Annotated in this window: 11 protein-coding genes and 1 pseudogene; 8 read left to right on the top strand and 4 right to left on the bottom strand. The window is 43.8% G+C overall.

Features of this window, described 5'->3' with window-relative positions; genetic code table 11:
- Positions 1–125: 125 nt before the first annotated feature.
- The 5 genes and pseudogenes from ACJJH9_RS15690 to ACJJH9_RS15670 all read left to right on the top strand — a co-directional run bounded on the left by ACJJH9_RS15690 (position 126) and on the right by ACJJH9_RS15670 (position 6,729).
- Positions 126–818, top strand: a complete 693-nt coding sequence (locus ACJJH9_RS15690) for a hypothetical protein (protein ID WP_444923327.1) — start codon at positions 126–128, stop codon at positions 816–818.
- Between the two features lie 543 nt (positions 819–1,361).
- Positions 1,362–1,781: a hypothetical protein gene (locus ACJJH9_RS15685; protein WP_444923326.1), complete on the top strand. Its 420-nt coding sequence runs from the start codon at positions 1,362–1,364 to the stop codon at positions 1,779–1,781.
- Positions 1,782–1,961: 180 nt separating this feature from the next.
- Positions 1,962–2,755 (top strand): annotated as a pseudogene (locus ACJJH9_RS15680) (IS3 family transposase); the annotation flags it as partial.
- A 1,747-nt stretch (positions 2,756–4,502) separates the two neighbouring features.
- Entirely contained in the window at positions 4,503–6,437 is a 1,935-nt protein-coding gene (locus ACJJH9_RS15675) for a hypothetical protein (RefSeq protein WP_444923325.1), read from the top strand.
- Between the two features lie 46 nt (positions 6,438–6,483).
- Positions 6,484–6,729 carry a hypothetical protein gene (locus ACJJH9_RS15670; protein ID WP_444923324.1) on the top strand — a complete coding sequence of 82 codons (246 nt, stop codon included), beginning with the start codon at positions 6,484–6,486 and terminating at the stop codon, positions 6,727–6,729.
- 150 nt (positions 6,730–6,879) lie between these two features.
- Here the strand turns inward: ACJJH9_RS15670 and ACJJH9_RS15665 are convergent, their stop codons facing one another.
- Positions 6,880–8,169, bottom strand: coding sequence for a hypothetical protein (locus ACJJH9_RS15665; protein ID WP_444923323.1), 1,290 nt, complete (start codon positions 8,167–8,169; stop codon positions 6,880–6,882).
- Between the two features lie 813 nt (positions 8,170–8,982).
- Between ACJJH9_RS15665 and cueO the strand changes: the two genes are divergently transcribed.
- On the top strand, positions 8,983–10,554 hold the full coding sequence (cueO, locus tag ACJJH9_RS15660) for a multicopper oxidase CueO (protein WP_444923322.1): 1,572 nt from the start codon (positions 8,983–8,985) through the stop codon (positions 10,552–10,554).
- A 31-nt stretch (positions 10,555–10,585) separates the two neighbouring features.
- Here cueO and ACJJH9_RS15655 read toward each other — a convergent pair whose 3' ends face one another.
- Both ACJJH9_RS15655 and ACJJH9_RS15650 read right to left on the bottom strand, forming a co-directional pair.
- Complete coding sequence (locus ACJJH9_RS15655; protein WP_444923321.1) at positions 10,586–11,647, bottom strand: FAD-dependent oxidoreductase; 1,062 nt, start codon at positions 11,645–11,647, stop codon at positions 10,586–10,588.
- Positions 11,648–11,984: 337 nt separating this feature from the next.
- On the bottom strand, positions 11,985–12,446 hold the full coding sequence (locus ACJJH9_RS15650) for a helix-turn-helix domain-containing protein (protein WP_444923320.1): 462 nt from the start codon (positions 12,444–12,446) through the stop codon (positions 11,985–11,987).
- 1,213 nt (positions 12,447–13,659) lie between these two features.
- On the opposite strand from ACJJH9_RS15650, the gene ACJJH9_RS15645 reads away from it, so the two are divergent.
- A complete protein-coding gene (locus ACJJH9_RS15645; RefSeq protein ID WP_444923319.1) occupies positions 13,660–16,041 on the top strand; it encodes a chitinase in 2,382 nt (793 codons plus the stop codon).
- A 159-nt stretch (positions 16,042–16,200) separates the two neighbouring features.
- On the opposite strand, the gene ACJJH9_RS15640 is transcribed toward ACJJH9_RS15645, so the two are convergent.
- Positions 16,201–16,596, bottom strand: a complete 396-nt coding sequence (locus ACJJH9_RS15640) for a nuclear transport factor 2 family protein (RefSeq protein WP_444883893.1) — start codon at positions 16,594–16,596, stop codon at positions 16,201–16,203.
- 927 nt (positions 16,597–17,523) lie between these two features.
- Here ACJJH9_RS15640 and ACJJH9_RS15635 point away from each other — a divergent pair.
- Entirely contained in the window at positions 17,524–18,909 is a 1,386-nt protein-coding gene (locus ACJJH9_RS15635; protein WP_444923318.1) for an MFS transporter, read from the top strand.
- Positions 18,910–19,117 lie beyond the last annotated feature (208 nt).

The raw sequence follows: 19,117 nt of genomic DNA, 5'->3' as shown, positions 1-19,117 counted from the left end.
GTGCACCTTTTGTATGGGTGGCTTTGCTCCCATTTTTGCGCAAAATACGCACAAGGTAAGCTACCCCTGCCGGCGGCGTTTATACTGATACCCAAAGTAAAATAACCTAAACTTAGATGTTATATATGTTAAAAAAAATTCTACATTTGATCTCTCTCGCTTCTTTTGCGGGCCTTCTGCTCGCATGCAGCGGTGGCAGCGGCGGAGACAGTTCTGATCCAGTAGAAATGCCCGCTGAAATAGAAAGCTTTACCTCCACCGAAATACTTTCAATTGATCCTCCTACTTTTGAAGTTGTTGTACGATTTGCACAGAACGTATCGCAAGAAGACGCACTCAATATCGGAGTAAAAGTTGTGGTGGCTACCGATGGAGCTGGTGATGTTATGGGGCAGGACTTTGCCCTTTTTTACAATATGGATTGTCCAAGCGGCTCTGAAAGTTGCGATCTGACAGATTACTTCTTTACTTGGAGCTATGGGGATATTATAGGCTGGTGCTGCACTCTTATTGGGCGCGATCTTTCGTATGAACTCACGAATGTAGAAGGGTATTTACAGTTAACTATGAGCTATCATGGAAAATTTACTAAAAGCACATATGATAATCTAGTTAGCGGTAACGTCTTAACAAATGTAGAAACAATTCTTTTTTCTGGACCAAATAAAGAAACTGTTTTATCAAGGGACTACTATCCGCTGGTGAATGAGTTTACTGATCAACTTGGAGAACTGAATGATAATCTCCGTGATTATGATGGTTCCTCAGGCTTAATTGATATTCAAAGTATTACTATCAATAATTATTTGGGCCCCTAAATCCGTCAAAGGTACTAACAAATCAAGGAAGCGGGACGCCTTAACGGCCCCCCTTCTTGAGGCGTTAGAGAACCAATGAATAACGAGCACAAAGCACGGGGTTGGATTAACTTCATTTTAGAGAGGTGTCAGTTCCCTGATACACAAGTGTTAAAGAATCATCTCAATAAAACTGTGTTTACTGAGTTCTGTCAGTGCGGTTGTAATAGCTTCTAGCTTCTAGCTTCTGGTCCCGGCTTCTAATAAAGCGATTGCGGCTCCAGCTAAGTATGGTGTGATTTTTGAAGATAACTTTAATCTTGCAGAAGTAGGTAAACGTTAGAGGTTCTCATTTTCTCTGGAAAATCAGGAATGACTGAATACATTGAAATAAAGTATTCTGGCAACAACTTTCCTGTTCCTGAAACAGTTGACGTTATTGAGGAGCCGTTTTATGTCACTGCCAGTAGTGTACTCGTTCTCTAAAAAGAGTCGGCACAAGCACGCACTTCGTGCGCTGGACTTGCAACAAGTTATTCGCCTCTGCGGCAGGTGTTACAAACCATGAGTAAGAAAGCATATTGGTTAATTTGCCTAGCTCTTCCAATACTGTGGCCGGTATTAATGTTCGGAGCTCTGGAGCTTGGGTTTTCTACTCCGATACTGACATTTTTAGGATTTGGAGTAATGTTAAGTGCTGCCGGTTACCTAGCTTTTGTCGTTGCATCATTTTTCTACCTCAGGAAAAAAGAATGGACTACTTGGAGAAATGTGATTCGCTTTTCCCCACTCATAGCAGCAATGTTTCAATTTTTTTCGGCGGTTCAGTTTAAATGGATGTCTCCATCACCAGGAATGGAGTCAGTAATTCCGCACGTGTTGGGGGTCTGGGGTGGGCTAGCAATTTATGTTGTTATCGTAGGATATGTATACCTTGCGGCCTGCAGGTTAGTGTTTAGATACGCCCTTCACGAAAGTTTGTAACAAGGCGAGGCAGTCCCTTCCGGCCCTGTGGGCTTCCACCGGACAGCTTACTTTTTACACTTTATGTACAGGTCGCTGTGCTCTAAAGCGCATAAAGCAATCAGCCGCTGCTCGCGGCGTTAGGTGAAAAAGGTCTCACATAGAGGATGCGGCACTTAGCCCTGGTGAGTATCTGATCACTTTGAAATACCTCGATCATGCTACTACGAATACAGGAAAAAATAAGAACTCTGTTGATGAACCCAGAATGCAGCTTCGCCCCAAAGTCATTGAAGTCTTCGAGCGCAGCCGTAGCTTTGTAGGAAGTCGTACAGTTGTAGGTTTGCTTTATGAGTAAGGGATATCAATCGGACGCTTTAAAGTTCGAAGACTAATGTGTGAGGCCGGCTTAGCGTGCAAACAACCTGGTCCTCATAAGCATAAGAGAGCAATAGTCGAGTACTTAGGTATACTGAATGAACTTGATCGCCAGTTTAATGTTGAGAAAACCAATCAAGTTTGGTGTGGTGACATTACCTATATCTGGGCTGGTTCAAGCTGGTGTTACCTGGCTACCGTTATAGATTTACACGCTCGCCGTATCGTTGGATGGGCCCTCTGCCACACTAATGATAAAGACATTGGAAATGGCCTGGGAGCAGCGAGGGATGCCTAATGGGGTTATGGCCCACTCGGATCAAGGCAGTCAGTATACCAGCCATCAGTTCCGCTAATGGCTGTGGCGCTACCGAATGGCCCAGAGCATGAGTCGGCGTGGAAATTACTGGGATAATGCACTAATGGGAAGACTGTTTCGGAGCCTGAAAAGTGAATGGATACCTTCTCTCGGTTACACCTCTATCACAGAAGCAAGCCGAGACATCAACCATTACTTGATGACTTACTACAACTGGAAGCGTCCCCAGCAACACAATGACGGAGTACCGCTCGCAAAAGCGGAAGAAAAACTTAGCTTACTTTCCGGAAATAGTTGACCACTACAGCACTGCTCCTCTAGTCGTACGTAACCCAAAGATAGAGTTTTATGGTGTGTTATAAATAGAGAAGGGATAGACTTTACTTTTGGCAGCTTTGTATCCGGCACCGCTACCATAACTAAGTTTCCACAGTGGCTATATTCAGGCAGGGGATAACAACTAGCTATGTACTCTGGGGTGTTTTAAAACCGTCAGTTCTGCGGTTTGAGGGGCTGCCCTCCAAAGGCTCTAAAGAAGCTGTGATTCAGGGCATCCCTTTGAAATGCTTTGGGAGCCAATTCCTCTAAAGCTGATTCACCTGTCGAGTATTAGGCAAACCGACACTTTGTCAGTTTAGAGTGGACGTTCAATTTCACCATTAAATCTAGCCATTGGCGCTTCTCAGTAGGGGTAGGAATTCAAAGTGGTGCTACATATGGTGTTCCCTTTTTTGCAATAACTCCATGTGTAGCTCATAGTTACTGGTGTTGAGGGTGTTTTTCAAGTCCCCGTCCTGGTACATGTAACTGAGAAAAATCTCAGTCAAATCATAGAGTTAAAAGGAGGCATTATCCTCCTTTTTTATGTCTGGCACTCCGCTGGCACACAATTGGTACACACTCATGCACCTGTTGAAGCGTCCGAATAGCCCCACCTGTATTTCAATTTTCGCCTCCCTAAATTATCGCGGTTCTTGCTCTTCTCCTTACATACAGTTGACAGAGATAAGGCCCCTAAGAGAGCGTTATACCTAGCAAGGAAGGTCAAGCAATGGTACTGGTTGGGTATGGACTACGAGCTGATAAAATGTAACGCTAGCGGGCAGGCAATTAAATTTCGTGATGATTGGCTGGATGAGTTCTTGAGTAAAGGGGGATACGCTCTACATAGCTATGATACAAAGCAGTTTTTAGCGAAGCATTTAGGGGAGAGTGTTGAGAATGGTCCTCAGGGTGAATTGGATTTGGGTACGGAGGAAGAACTTCTTAGTAGCAGTGTAAGATCTGAAAGAAAGACTACAACACTTCAAGCACGGATAGGGAAGTTACAGATATAGTTATTGAGGGCTCAGCAACGCCTTGTTTCTGGCCTGTCTATTCCTAATGAAGTTGGGGTGCCCCTTCTCCGAGGGGAGAGAAACTGAAGCATTTAGTTCAATTGAGCACTCAGTTCTTTCTTCAAAATACTTGTCGACGATACACATCTGCTATACAATTTTTGATCAACCATTCTTGTATGGCTCGTCTAGTAGCGTATCTTGTTGGTAATACTTGGATTTCACTATGTATGTTCATAGCCCCGCCTAGGCACCACATCAAGATCCAAAGAAGTTCGGAATCATCCAGTTAACTCCGAATTGTAGGGCTTTTTGATTTTTATCGCTTCTCTAATTTTTACTGGGTCATCCTCCAAAAAAATCTATAGAGCATATTGTTGTGGCTGGTTTTAATTTGTTCGGTGAAACAGCTGATCCAGAAATGTGCCCCATATGTTTTGAAGATTTATCCATCGATCAGGTGGTGAATCTGGTCTCTGTAATTCAGTGTAATTGGAATGTGTTATATGGCTGTTGCTAGCTTTTCTTTGACGTTGAATACTTACTCTTACCATAAGCTCTGATTTTGGCTCAATAAAAACCTAGTAATTCTTGTGTTCTTTTACTCTTTTAGTTGGTTCTATTCATGCTTTAATAAAAGTTGGCGCCTCTACAATATCAAGTACCTAGCTATGACTACAGAAAGAGATTAAAAAAGGAAATTTTTAAATGAAATATCGGTATGTACTAACAAGAATTAACATTCTGAAAGGATTGTTAGCTTCTTTTATAGTACTGCAATCTATTACAGCTTTATCTGATGTAAATCGAACCGACTTTGATTTGGATGATGATGGTTTGATAGAAATCAATGATTTGGCAGATTTCAATGAAATTCTTAATAACTTGGAAGGCGCCTCGCTTTATGAGGTGAGTACAGGCTGTACTTCCAGTGGTTGTCGGAGATTTGAATCGAATGCAGTCTTTGACTTTAAGGTAATAAATGCTAATGGAGATCATGCAATTCTTACCAGTGAGCAGGATCCATACATAGGTTCTTGTGCTAAAAATGAGGCTAGTGAAAGTGGTGTATCGCTTTCAGTTGGTATATTTTTGCCTATTGCGCAACTAGTCAAAAATTGCCCAGGCTGGCAAGTGAGCTGGAAATCTGACATAAGTTTGAGTGGGGCTGAACACGGGGGGCAACTGGCTGGAATTCCACATGATGTGATGATCATAAATGATAGTGTATATATTGGAAGCGAAGTCAATTCTGGGGGCGAAAGCTTTCATCACATTCTCGGTGAAGGTCATGGGCAAGACTATTTTCCATCCCCCGATGGACATGAAATAATCGACCCTACTCTCGGTAATTATATAGCGAGCCTTGCTACTTATTTTCATCAATCGGACTTGCCATCTCACCAAGTTTTTACAGATTTATCACAAGTTTACAGTGACGCAGGTGAGGTAACAGTAGATATACAAATGGCTCTATATCATACCGATGAACCGTATAGCCTTGCCTATAGTTGGAGTAGTCCAACACTGGTGCCGCTAAATGGTTTTGACAAAGATAGTTTTATTTTTGATCCCGCTGAAATAAATGGAACTCATGAAATTAATCTTGAGGTTACACATTCAAGTGGAGGTTCAACCAGTACTACCACTTTAATTCGGGTTGAAGAGTCATTGCCAGAGCTGAGCGATACTGAAGACACTGATGGCGATGGTCTCAGTGATCTTGCTGAAGGTGTTATAGATTTAGATAAGGATAAGATCCCTGATTATCTTGATAAAAAAGGAGATGGTAATTTATTACCAGTAGATATTGGCGGAGCACAAATTCAAAGTGTTGAGGGTGCATCCTTGGTACTTGGGGACAGCGCTTATATGGCAGGTAGGTATTCAAGCAATGTTACTCTTAGTGATATTGATAAATTTTACAGTGAAAATCTTGCTACTCAAAATAATTATCAATTCTTACATGGAATTTTTGATTTCATCGTACGAGAAACCGATATTGGCAGTAATACTCAGGTTGTAATTCCACTAAAAGCAGCTCTTCTTGCGGATGCGCGCTATATAAAATATAGGCAGGGTGTTGGCTGGATGGACTTTGTTGAGGATGATAAAAATTATGTCGCCTCGGCTTCTGGTAAGCTTGGTGCCTGCCCTTCTCCGGGGAGTGATGAATATAAATCAGGTCTTAAAGAAGGGTATTATTGCTTGCAATTAACTATAGAGGATGGCGGTCCTAATGATGCTGATGGAGACGTAAACGGGTCCATAGTAGATCTTGGAGCTATTGCTACACTAGGTGTTGCTGAACCAGTAGTGACCATTAAATCGGAAGAGATTGATAAATATAATTTCCAGGGAGAGGGTGAGCAGGTGGTTCTGTCCTTGCTACTTGAAAGTGATTCTGCAGATGCGGTTTTGAATGGCCTTACCTTGAAGGCTGAGGGTAGTCTAAATGAGGTTGAGGATCTAAAAAAGGTAAAGCTATATTTTGATGCCAACAGTGACGGTACAATAGAGTTCTCGGAACATATGGGTACCGCTCTGTACGCAAGTGACAATTCAACCTTGACTTTTACCTTGGATGATAAGCTCCAGCTGCCTGTTGGTGAAACACGATGGTTCGTCACTTATACTTTTTAAGTCTAATTATAATTTGTAGTATTTGGGGGTCACGAGAGAAAATATTATGAAATTAGATGTGAGAAAGGTTAAGAATACTGGTGGAGCGGTATTGGTGTTAGTTTTGTCAGCATGCAGTGACTCATCTAGAAAAATTACGCTCCCGGAATCAACTGTCGAGTCAGTGAGTAAAGCTTTTTCGGTTGAAGTGAAATCTGTTTCAGTCGAGCGATTAAGTACAGGTGAGGTTGTTGAGGTTGATGCTTCCATGGCAAAGAGTGAAAGTCTTACGTATGAGCTAGGTGTCGATTAGCAAATTTGCTCTGTAGATAGTTTCTTAATTTAAGCCCCGTATATCGGGGTTTTTAATTTTGTTGCTTGAGTTTTACTGGTGTTGAGTAGATGGGTTATGTTTTAAATTTGCAATATTTGTGGTCTATATAAGTCGAAGCGAGCCGATCTATCATTGATATACCTGACTGTTATTACCTTGCCTTACTTGATGCAAAGAGGCCCGGCTACTAGAGTTGTTTTGCACTATTTTTTGTCGGTTCCCATTTCCAATCTGGACACTTTCAATAACACTAAAATTACTTTTCTGAATAATTGAAAGGCTATTTCTATCGCCAAGCTGCTTGGTAATTATGTTTAGGTCACTTCCCATTTGATAAAAGGTTGACTGATTTTCATTGCCAATCTGGCGAGTAAGGATGGTGAGGTTCTCTCCAGCTTGATCAATGCCTGTAACATTTTTATTGCCTTGTTGTTCATTAGAAGTGTTAATGTTTAGACCGCTCTGGTTAATGGTGAGTTGGTTAGCTAAGCCAAACTGATTGGAGTTAATGCTGCTTAACTCAGTACCTTGCTGATTGACAATTACTTGATTGTTGGAATTGGTTAGTTGTATGTCTTTGCCATTTTCAGTGGACTCCTGGCCTGGAATGTCAAGTACGTGGTCTCCACTCTGGCGTAAGACGATAGTGTTGTCAGAGCTACCGGTTTGGCTGATCAAAGCAATATCAGAAGTTCCCAATTGTCGAATTTGCACACTATTTCTAGTAGACAAGCGCTGCAATATTCCTATGTAATTTTTGCTTTCCTCTTGAAATATATCAATACTGCTATTATTTGTTGCAATTAAATTAACAGTTGCTGAGTTTTTTAGATTCATCTGAATAACTGAAACAGTATTGAATAAGCTAGATTTGCTTTCCTCTACAAAGGTATGCTGAACATTGCCTTCTTGATGTACTTTTATAGTGCTGGATATGCTCCCTTCTTGTTTGGCAATGAAATAATTTGAACTTCCTATCTGAGTATTAATGACTCTATTTTTGTCTCCAGAAATTTGGTTTGTGTTTGAATAGTTTTGGTTGCCCTGTTGATTAATGAATATGTTGCTGTTGATGCTGTTAGTCTGGGTGACAGATAAAATATTTTTACTGCCAAGTTGGCGATTAATAATGGATGAGGTTATGGTTCCTGGCTGAGAAATATTTGCCTGATTTAAGTCGCCTATTTGAATGGATTGTATGCTACTTCCAAGTGTTTCGTCATTTTGCTGGGTGTTCACAATATTCTTATTGCCATTTTGAATGCTCGTCCTGAAATTATTGTTATTTTTTTCTATTTGATCGCTGCTGGAGTTGAAGTCTGTTTGTAAGTGATCTTGAGAGTTATGATTCCCTGCGGCAAAGGCTGCAATGCTAATAAATGTAATTATCCCTGTGAATAAGTTGCAATATGGCTTCATGTGTGACTCCTTTACTGCATGAGTCTGAAATAAATGGCAGGTCTATATTGAGGTCTAATTATTTTTTTGATTCTTTAAGTGGAAAATAAGATTTAAATGATCTCCTTCATGGATTTAGAGGGAGTCCCGTTTATACGAGAGTGTTCTATTTAGCGTTGGGGTTGGTCTTTTGGAGTTGGTTCCCCTTTCTAAGTAAATCTTCTCATAAAAGTATCTATAGATGTCAGATTATCCGCCATGGGAAATAAGTGTTAAAATTATGAGAAAAAAGTATGGGTTTGGCGTATGTTGCCTTTTTTGTGATTCTGTATATGCCTAGAGTTAAGGTCTAAAAAAATTTGGCAATTTATTCTACGGATTATTTTATAGTTTTAGGCGCTTTATTGATTATTTGAGTTAACTGTATAGGAATATTTTCTTAGATTTATTGAGTGTCTATTTCTATATGTACACTGGTGGATTTATTATATTGAGACGCTATTGAGAGACCATGCTTTTGATTGTGTCGCCCCAACTTTTTCGGTTAAATGATAAAGCCAGCGGTTTTAATATGCATTGGAGTCTAGATATGGATATTGTTGTGCTGAGGAAAAATAAGAGTTCGGCCTGTATCTCAAATGACAGTAATGCTATTGGTATATAAATATAGATAAACGTAAGGCCACCTAACCCCAACTCTTGTAACCAATTATTGCTGATGCCACCGCTGTCTATGCTGCTTTGGGGCTTATTAAAGGTGTGTAGTTAGCGAGAGGTTTAAGCCGCCAGAGTATTACCAGATTTTAACGTTACGATTATGAGGAGGGATTCTTCTTGTCTCATTTATCACGTCGAGATTTCTGTCTTGGTACCTTGGCGGCATCTCTATTGGCTAATTCTAATATGAGGGCGCAAATCAATGGCATCAGGGATTCCTCTGCAAGGCCTGTGCTGCCAATTCCTCCGGAGTTGAGGGCGGACTCAGCCGGAGAAATCAATCTAGTAGCCAAGCCAGCGGAGAAAGTATTTCTCAAGGGAGTAACAACGCCGACCTATGGCTTTAATGGCCCCTTTTTAGGCCCGGCTTTGCGCTTGCGCAAGGGTGAAACGGTAACGGCCAACGTACATAATCAGTTGACCCAGAATGTAACTGCACACTGGCATGGCTTGATTGTGCCGGGTCATACCGATGGTGGTCCCTATATGCCCATCAAGCCGGGTCATACATGGACTGCAAAGTTACCGATTATCCAGCCGGCGGCGACGCTTTGGTTTCATCCGCATCTCTATCCCACCACTGCCGAGTTGGTACTTAAGGGGCTGGCAGGGCTGATTATCATTGATGATGAAAATAGTGATGCCTTGCCTCTGCCGAAGCGTTGGGGGGTGGATGATATCCCTGTGATTATCCAAGATAGACGCTTTAACAAAGACGGCAGCTTCTTTCATCGCTTTAATGAGATTACGGTTGCAGCGGGCTATTGCGGGGATATCTTGCTTACCAATGGTGTGGTCAACCCGGTGGTTAATCCCCCAAGAGGATGGGTGCGCTTCAGGATTCTGGACGGATCAAACGCTCGTAACTACCGACTCTCCACTAGTGATCAGCGGCCCATCTATGTGATTGCCACAGACGGTGGATTTTTACCGGAACCCGTAGAGGTTAAAGAATTACCCATAGCTGCCGGGGAGCGTTACGAGGTAATGGTGGATGCCCGCAATGGCCAGCCCTTTGATTTTATAACTCTACCAGTGCCCCAACAGGTGATGCGGTTGCCCCCATTCGATGGGCCTGTAGTGTTTCTCAGTGTGGTCCCCACTAATGAGAAGGGGCGGGGTTCTTTGCCTGAGCGGCTGGTATCAATGCCTGAAATACCGGCTAAGCTGCCGCCGATCAGCCAGAAGTTGGTAATGCAGATGAATCGCTCGCAGATCGCAGACAAACTTATTGATGCGACAGGACTGGAAAAAATGGTAGCCTCGGGAAAAACGGACCCTGCTGTGGTAGCTAGGGTGCTCAAACTCATCACTGAGGCGCCGGCGTTGCCTTTGAAAGCACAATTGACCGCTAATGCGGTTAATGGTGTTTCATTTTCATTCACTGAACCTGGGTTCAAGGCCCCCATTAATACAGACTTGCACTGGCGAATTTCTGAGGGCAAAGACACTATGCTACACCCGGTCCATATTCACGGTTGCCAGTTTCGGCTGGTTAAATTTAACGATGCTACGCCGCCGGCCTATATGCGTGGCTGGAAGGATACGGTGCCTATATCCAATGCCGGTAGTGCAGAAATCTATGTACGTTTTCCTCTGGAGGCGATGCCGGATATGCCCTACATGGTGCATTGCCATGTTCTGGAGCACGAGGACTCTGGCATGATGACAGAGTTTAGTGTGGCCTAGTAAAGAGGGCCGCGCGGGATTATTGCTCTCCTTAAAACTCAACCACAAACCTACTGAGCCTTCTTTGAACAAATGGTAGATGATTGGCCGCGGCTAATAAGGCAGAAAATTCGAGCCTGGTGAGAAATGATTGTGACGTGACAATTTTTCTTCCTCGCTCTGTGATATCTATAACCTTCTTATCTTCCCGATGGCGTAGCGCCGAATAACCATCTAGCTGGCCTTCTGCAATACATTTAGCTAGCTCGGCTGCATCGGCGATACCCAAATTCATACCTCGTCCGCCAACTGGGGAGTGACAATGTGCAGCATCACCGGCTAGATGTATTCTGCCCTTGGAGTAGCTCTGTGCCTGACGGATAGATATCTTGAAGACCCCTTCCCGCCTCACCTTGTGAATTCTTAGCGGCAGCGGAAAGACTTCCAAAACCTTCTCGCAGTTACCAACAAAGCGATAGCGATTTTTACCGATGGGGACTGACACTGCCACTATTCCCGGCTTGGTCTGCGTGAGGGTGAACATTTGTGGATGAGGCCAATCATCCAGTTCCACATCGGCGATTGACCAGTCTTCATTTAAATCAAATCCGGGATAGGGGATATTGGCACCTTGTCGAACTGCGCTGCGAACACCATCTGCGCCGATAATAAGATCGAAGCTACTCTCCTCTCCACTGGATAATTGAGCTATAACGGATTGCGCTTCCTCATGAAGCTCATTGAGTGCGAGTTTATACTCGACTTTCACACCCATGGAGGCCAGAGACTCCGCTAAGATTGTTTCGGTGCGGTCTTGGGGTAACCCCAATATGGTAGGAAAATAAGAGGTACTTGAATGCAGCGGCAAGGTCAAAGCAAGGTGGCTATCTTGATAGATACAAGCATTTTGAATGGGTACCCCCTCTTCAATCAGCCTTTTAGATACACCTGAGTGTGATAGTAGCTCTAAACTTTTAGAGGTAATACCAACGGCTCTGCTCAGAGTAGAGGCACTATCACGTTTATCTATAATCCTGGCAAATATATTCCGGCGTGCTAATTCCACGGCAAGAGTAAGACCAGTTGGTCCCGCACCGACAATCAGTACCTTCATAATAGCAAGCTGTTGTTTCCCTTATCACAACGATAGTACAGCTCTCGAGGGAGGTATCTGGATTGTAAAGTGCAAAATGGGTGGCTGTGAATCGATACCTTCATGACTTCTTTAAATGTATCGGTCATTAATCGTTATATTTGTAGATTGCTTTTTCTTGTTTTCAGAACTGGCGGCATCCTCAATAAGATCTTGGGCTGCCAGTACCGAATTTTTTGGAAGGTGCATTTATAGGTATCACAATATGTAGTGATTCATTTGGCTCTCTAATAAATCTTTAACCGTTTACAAGTTTCCCAACAGGTTAGTGGGATGGCATCTTTAAGGGAATAATAGATTATTGGTTGTGACTTAGCTTGTTCTGAGTCGTTTCGGTAGAGTCATCACTAGGCTCTTGCTGTAATTTCATCGCTCTTTTCACAAGGTTTTCGAAGTTTGAACACTCCAGCTGATTGTCCTCTGGGCAATTTGCCACATGCCTCAAACCATCGCGCATGGCTTCCAAGCGGCGGATATTCTTATCCACTGCATCGGCCTTTTCGAGCAATTGCTCCCGATCGATATTGGGTTTTCCGTTGTATGTAAACATACTAGCGATCTCATCGAGAGAGAAGCCCGCATAGCGTGCCAGAGCTATTAGAGAGAGCTGCTCCAGCACACTGATATGGAAGACTCTGGCAATACCTCGTCTACTGATAGATTGGATCAGACCCTTCTCCTCATAATATCTAAGGGTAGAGGAGGGAAGCCCACTGCGCTTCGCGACTTCGCGAATATCTATATCCTGTTGACCACTCATCTGTATTGACCTCAAGCAGACTTGAAGTTGTATCCTAGTTTTCACTGACCCGGCTGGCAACCCTTCATTACTTAGTGGGTAGAGCCTGGAAGAGAAATAGAAGTTGTGATACATCCGATGCCTTATTGGCTCGTGTCTTTATCTTTATATCGATTAGATTCCAAATAAGTTTCTTAATGTTGCTTTATTTTAATGATTTCTAATTTCAGAGTCATCAGAGGTTGATCTAATTACGGGGGGGCATTGATGCTAAGCTTGGCATTATGACTTAATGCCTTGAGTGCGATAAGCACCAATATCTTGCTCTTTGATCTATTAGTTTTTTTCTATTTTTTCATATGGTGGGGAAACAGTTGCTAGGTAATCCTGGTTGTCCTTTAAGGGTAATTCGGATGAGGCTCAAGCTGGGCTGTAGGTTGAAGGGATAAGTTCGATAGCCGATTCAATTGTAAAGCTGGAGTTGAGGCTGAATGGGAATTGATAGTTTTACCAGAGATTTTCTATTGAGGCTCTAGCCCACTCATAGGGAAAAGGAGGGCTGTTAAGCTGGATTGTTGGAAGTACGACAGAAATTGCTCTGGAGAATGACTTTGGCTCGTTTAGTTTTTTTACATTTGCCGACAGCCTGAAATATATAAATATGGAAGAAATATGCAAAAGATTATCTATGGAATGATATTTATATGCTTTTTGTGTATTGATTTGTCTGTTTTATTAAAAATTAAATTTCTATTTAAGATAGGCTGAGTTGAATCTAGGCAGAGGTGTTTTCGATATGCTTTGGAATAGATTTCCTATTTGCTTCCGCTTCCTAGTACTTTATGTGTGTTTTGAGGTGGCTGTTTTGTAAAGAATTGTTTTTTATGGTGGGAACCATTCTGAGAAGGTTCTATCGAATTTGCAGTGTATGTATGGGGTTTTGGCTATAAAGCGCAGAAAAATTTTAAGTATTTGTTGAAGGTATCATATGGCTCAGTTTATCTGTGCCGAAATAAGAGTCTAATTGGATGGGAATATTATTCCTCTAAATACCTGGGGCTAAAGTCAGATGGCTTATAAATTCTGACCACATAATTAGAAATTGAAAACCCACTATAGAGTTTAACGATAAAATCTTAGCCCGCACTTCTTGTAATAACACTAGCGTGCTGCACTACCTCCTTGCATACATCCATTTTTGAATAGAACCCTAAAAATGAATAGTGGAGACTCCATGAGCCACCTTTTTATTCGTACAGCGATTGCTTCGGCATTGATCATTGGTGCCCAGGCTGTGGCAGCCGATCAGCCCGCAGAAGACTATGTGGAAGGCCAGCATTACCGGGGAGGTAGCCAAGTTTGCTATGGCGGCGATCTTTTTAAAGCGCAGTGGTGGGCTACTGCAGAACAGCGTCCAGCTGAGGCCCTGACTGCGCAGAACACCTGGGATTCCCCCTGGATCGTGCAAGAAACGGGAGTCTGCGACGCCTCTGATGATAGTAGTGACAGTGATCATTCCGATAATCACAATGACAACGACAATTCTGATTCCGGAAATTCTGCTGGTTCAGATAATTCCGGTAGTGATAGCTCCAGTGACGTAGCCGCTTACCAATCCGGGCAAAGCTATCGCAAGGGCAGTGAAGTTTGCTATGCCGGCGATATTTTTGTTGCTCAATGGTGGGCAAATGGCAGTGACTTACCCTCTGATGCACTGACAGCGGAAAATACTTGGGATTCACCTTGGGTTCGCAAAGAGGCCGATGGATGTAGCGTTAACGATGAAAACAATGGAAGCGAAAACGGCGGAGACTCTGGCGGTAATAACGGCGGTAATAGTGGAGGAGATACTGGTAACAGCGGTGATACCGGCAATACTCCGATCTCTCTCAACCTGTCTACTTCACAAACGCAAGTGACTGGTGGTGGTACGGTGCAGCTCAGCGCTAGTGCTTCCGGCGGTGATGGCGCGCTCAGTTATAGTTGGGCACAGCTCTCACCGAGCGCTCCTAAAGCGGATATCGCCTCAGCGACAAGCGCCTCGACTTCTGTGACTCTGCCGGCCACAACCTATGATGTGAACTTTGTTTTTAGTCTGATTGTCAGCGATGGTGAAACCAGTGAGGAGGCGCAGGTTACAGTGCAAAACCTCGCCATTGACGCTGGTAACGGTGATGACGCCAATGATAATGGCAACTCAGGTGGTGCAGTGAATGCGGTGATCTCCGCTTCTGCCAATAGTGTGGGCTGTACCGGCAGCATTACTCTGGATGGTTCTGACTCTACCGGTGGTAGCGGTATGCGCTATATCTGGAGTCAGACAGGTGGCCCTTCCATCAAGCTCTCAAACTACGTGGGCAGCTCCACTCAGGCGGTATTGTCTGAGGTTTACAGCAATGTGACCTACACCTTCCAGCTGACGGCTACCGATTTCTCTGCGGCCAGTGACGTTGCAGAGGTAAGCATCAATCAAACGGGTTGTGCCTCCGCAAGTGGTCATGTCATGGGCTTGAGTGAACTGAAGGCGGAGGAGAGTGCCCGTACCACTGATTCGCTTCTGCAAGAAGTGAAAAATACTGTTGAGACCCGAGATAACGCGATTGTGGAAGCGGTTCAACCCGGTCGCAGTGCTAACCCGACAAATGTTCAGCGTGTTGAGAGTATTATTTCTGAGGATACCTGGGACTATTTGTTCCCCCTGCGGGCCGATGCATACACTTACACCAATTTCCTGCGCGCAGTGGCCAAGTTTCCGGCTTTTTGCGGTGACTACACCGATGGCCGCGATTCCGATGCCATCTGTCGCAAGGTACTGGCGGTGATGTTTGCCCACTTCGGCCAGGAGACTGGTGCCCATGCAGCTGCCTGGGATGAGCCGGAATGGCGTCAGGGTCTTTACTGGATTCGCGAAATCGGTTGGACTGAGGAAACTTCCGGTGGCTATGGCGCCTGTGAGTCCAGCAGCAGCTGGGCGGCAGATGTTTGGCCCTGCGCCATCAATGCGGATGGTGGCTACAAGAGTTATTTTGGCCGCGGTGCCAAGCAGTTGAGCTGGAACTATAACTACGGGCCTTTCTCCCAGGCTATGTACGGTGATATTTATACACTGCTGGAAAATCCGGAGCTGGTTGCGGATACCTGGTTGAACCTGGCGAGCGCTATTTTCTTCTTCGTGTATCCACAGCCGCCCAAGCCGAGCATGTTGCATGTGGTTGATGGGACCTGGGAGCCCAATAGTGTTGACCGGGCCAATAACCTGAGTTCCGGTTTTGGTGTCACTACCAATATTGTGAACGGCGCTATCGAGTGTAGTAAGGGCTCAGAGGACGCTCGCTCTCAGAATCGCATGGACTACTACAAAAGTTTCACCGACTATTTGGGCGTGAACATTCCTGCGGATGAAGAGTTGGGATGTGCCAATATGGGTCAGTTTGAGACCGGTGGTGCTGCCTCCCTGAGTATCTATTGGGATAAGGATTGGGGTTGGTCTGCCGACAATCCCAATAATGAGAGTTTTGCCTGTCAGTTGGTGAACTATCAAACCGCCTACTCCGCACTGAATCAAGGCGATTACGCTAAATGTGTAGAGGGTAATTTTGATATGACTATCGATTAGCAAAACTAACTAATAGTGGCGACTTAAAATCTGGGGCCGTAAATATGCGGCTCTTTACTGATCAGTGGGCCCGGTAGCAAGTATTGCTACCGGGCTTTGTACAGATAATTTTTATACAGTCTGAAGCCAAAGCAAGTTTTTCGGCAATAAAAAATTGGGTTAAGAGTTTTCATCCAAGACCTGCTGTACCAGTGCAGAATCCACATAGGCAGTGCCTTCAGTAATTAAGCCATTCTCAAATTTAACAATCCAACAGTAGGTATTGTTGTACCTTCTACCATTTAATGCGATGCAGGTGCTCTCCATTTCAACCACCGCATAGTCCCCGTCGATTAGTATTCGCTTGACCTCCATCATTACTTTACCTCCTTGGAGTACCTTGCCAATTCCATGAAAGGCACGCTCAACCAATTCTCTCTTGGAGGAATATTCACCAGCCATAGCATGGGTGCCCTTTACAACCCAGTGCACATTGTTCGCAACGCGCTCTAAAAATGGTTGGGGGTCGGTACGGAGAGCGTTGAATACCTCTTCGACAGTTTTCCGTTCGAGCATATCGGTAGCTCTCCACTAGATTAAAATTAATAGTGTTTTCGATAAAGTGCTGGCAGATATGAATATAGCGCACGGGGATCGTATATGGTGTAACAGTAAATGGTGAGTACAAAAAGACAGCTAGGGTGGTTGCTATAGAATAACAGCCCTATTACTTTTGCCTGGCTCGACTGTAAGTGTAGTCTGGCCTAAACCTTTAACTATGACGGTAAATCGCTTTAAGTAAGCGGGGTTATATCGTAAGTGTGAGCCATTCTAGTTACAGTGTGTACACTGGATGTTATTCACAGCTGGCACTGAGATCTATGTATTATTTTTTTGTTTGTTCGTAAAAGTCCGACTTCAAGCGCAGGCGACTACTTTCCGCCTCTGCCTGGCGCTGAAGTCGGTTTACTGCATTGGATCGGCTTTAGTGGCGGATCAGTTCCAGAACAGCTTAATAGAACCCTTCCCAAACCACTGTTAATGGCACTACTGCTTGTCTTTACCTAGGTGCCGGTCGATGGCGGAGTTTGAATCAGGATGGGTTTCACTATTCTCATCCTGATGAATTAAATTCATGGCGCATAGGATTAAAATCCGAATTCTACTGCCTCGTTCTCACTGTGCCGTGAGATACCCTAATTTATTTCTGAGAGTAACTTTCCGGACTCACCTTGTTACATGGGTAAGTGTTGGTGATAAAACGGGAAGGCGGTATGAGAGAGAAGTGTAGAAATCCTGGGAATAAAGTAGGAGGCTATTGGGTGGCTACCGTTTATAAGGGGAGTTTCTCAGTAATATAGGACTTTGTTATCAGTAATTAGATCCCAGCTCTTAAAATGTCAAATTGAATCCTCTCCTTTAAAGTTTGAGATCAACTTTTTACTTCTAAAATTGTGAATAGATTGAGCCGATAAATTCAGCTATTGGCAGCCTGGAGTACCTATGGCAGCGGCAAAAGAGGCACTTTCAAAAAAACAGATCATTGCTCTTATCGCATTAACCTTTGCGATTTTTCTAATCGCCAATGACTTTACAGCTTTCTCTGTGGCAATACCGGCTATGCAGAGACATTTCCAGGCAGATATTTCTACGATGCAGTGGGTAATTAACGGTTATGCACTGGTATTCGGTGTGTTGATTGTCACCGGAGGTCGCCTGGCTGATATGTTTGGGCGTCGCCGTCTGTTTTTTATTGGCAGCAGTATTTTTATTCTGTTTTCTCTATTGGGTGGCTTTGCGGTTAATGTCTGGATGCTATTGGGCAGCCGGGCGCTGATGGGGGTGGGTGGGGCCTTGATGTGGCCGGCTATTCTTGGGATGACCTATCAGATTATGCCGAAGGATCGCGCTGGACAGGCTGGTGGTTTGATTATGACAGTTTGCGGGTTTGCCAATTCGGTTGGGCCGCTACTCGGAGGCCTGCTTACTGATTTCCTTAGTTGGCGCTGGATATTTCTTATTAATTTCCCTATTGCCCTTATCGCTATGTTGATTAGCTGGCGAGTAATTGATGATGACAGCCCAGAAAAATCTGGTGAGCAGGTGGATTATGCAGGAATTATTTTCCTGTCGATTTCTTTATTAACACTCTTGCTGGCTCTGGATTTTGTTGTGGATATGGGCTTGAGTAGCTCCTTGGTTTTGGGGTTGCTTATCGTTTCTGTTATTGCATTTTGTTCTTTTTCCTGGGTGGAGGCTCATGCGAGGGTAAGTCCACTCATCCCTGCAGATGTGGCAACAAATGGGCGATTTTTTACTGTGGGCATTACCACGCTGTTACTCTCCGTTATTTTTGTCTCAATGTTGCTTTATGTACCACAATTTTTAATAAAAGAATTAAAACTCTCCGCTGTCTGGTCTGGTGCCGGCTTGCTGCCGGTTATGATTACTTATGGAATTATTTCCTATGTTGCTGGCAGGCTATATGCCATGCTTGGGGCCAAGGTGATTTTGTCAGCGGCAGCTATCTTTCTTGGTGGAGGGATGTTTTTGTTATCGAACCTCTTGGAGCACACCCGTTATTTTCATTTAGTACCTGGCTTAATTTCTCTAGGAATTGGGCTGGGTCTATTTTTTCCCACCATTACCACTGCTGCTGTTACTGCAGTGGGCCCTGATCGAGCTAGCCTTGCTGCAGCCCTGATTTTTATGTTTCAGATTATTGGTGGAGCGATAGGGCTGGCAATGAATACCACCATAGTATCCTTGGCCCCGAGTTTAGCCACAGGTATTGATCGTGCGTTTGTGGTCAATGCTTACTTGGCTTTATTGGCGCTGCTGGTATGTGTTCTGTTTGTACGTGGAAAGCCTGCAGATAACAAAATGTAAAATATAAATCCTAGTTGTTTAATTGTTGATATTTCGGGGTTTATAAATTTTATCGATAACCAGTGAGGATTCTTTGAATAAAGTTGCTGGCTTACTAACTTAAAGTTGAACTTTAAGTTAGCGGTTTTTTGGTGAGGTTGCTTTTTTGTCAATCATTATTTGATTTTTTTATGGAGAAATGCCCGCTTTTTGCATAGGGTTATAAATT

This window comes from Microbulbifer mixtoriginis (SeqCode), assembly GCF_052466715.1.
Note: the sequence above shows the minus strand (reverse complement) of the source record. Positions and strands in the feature narration are given on the sequence as shown.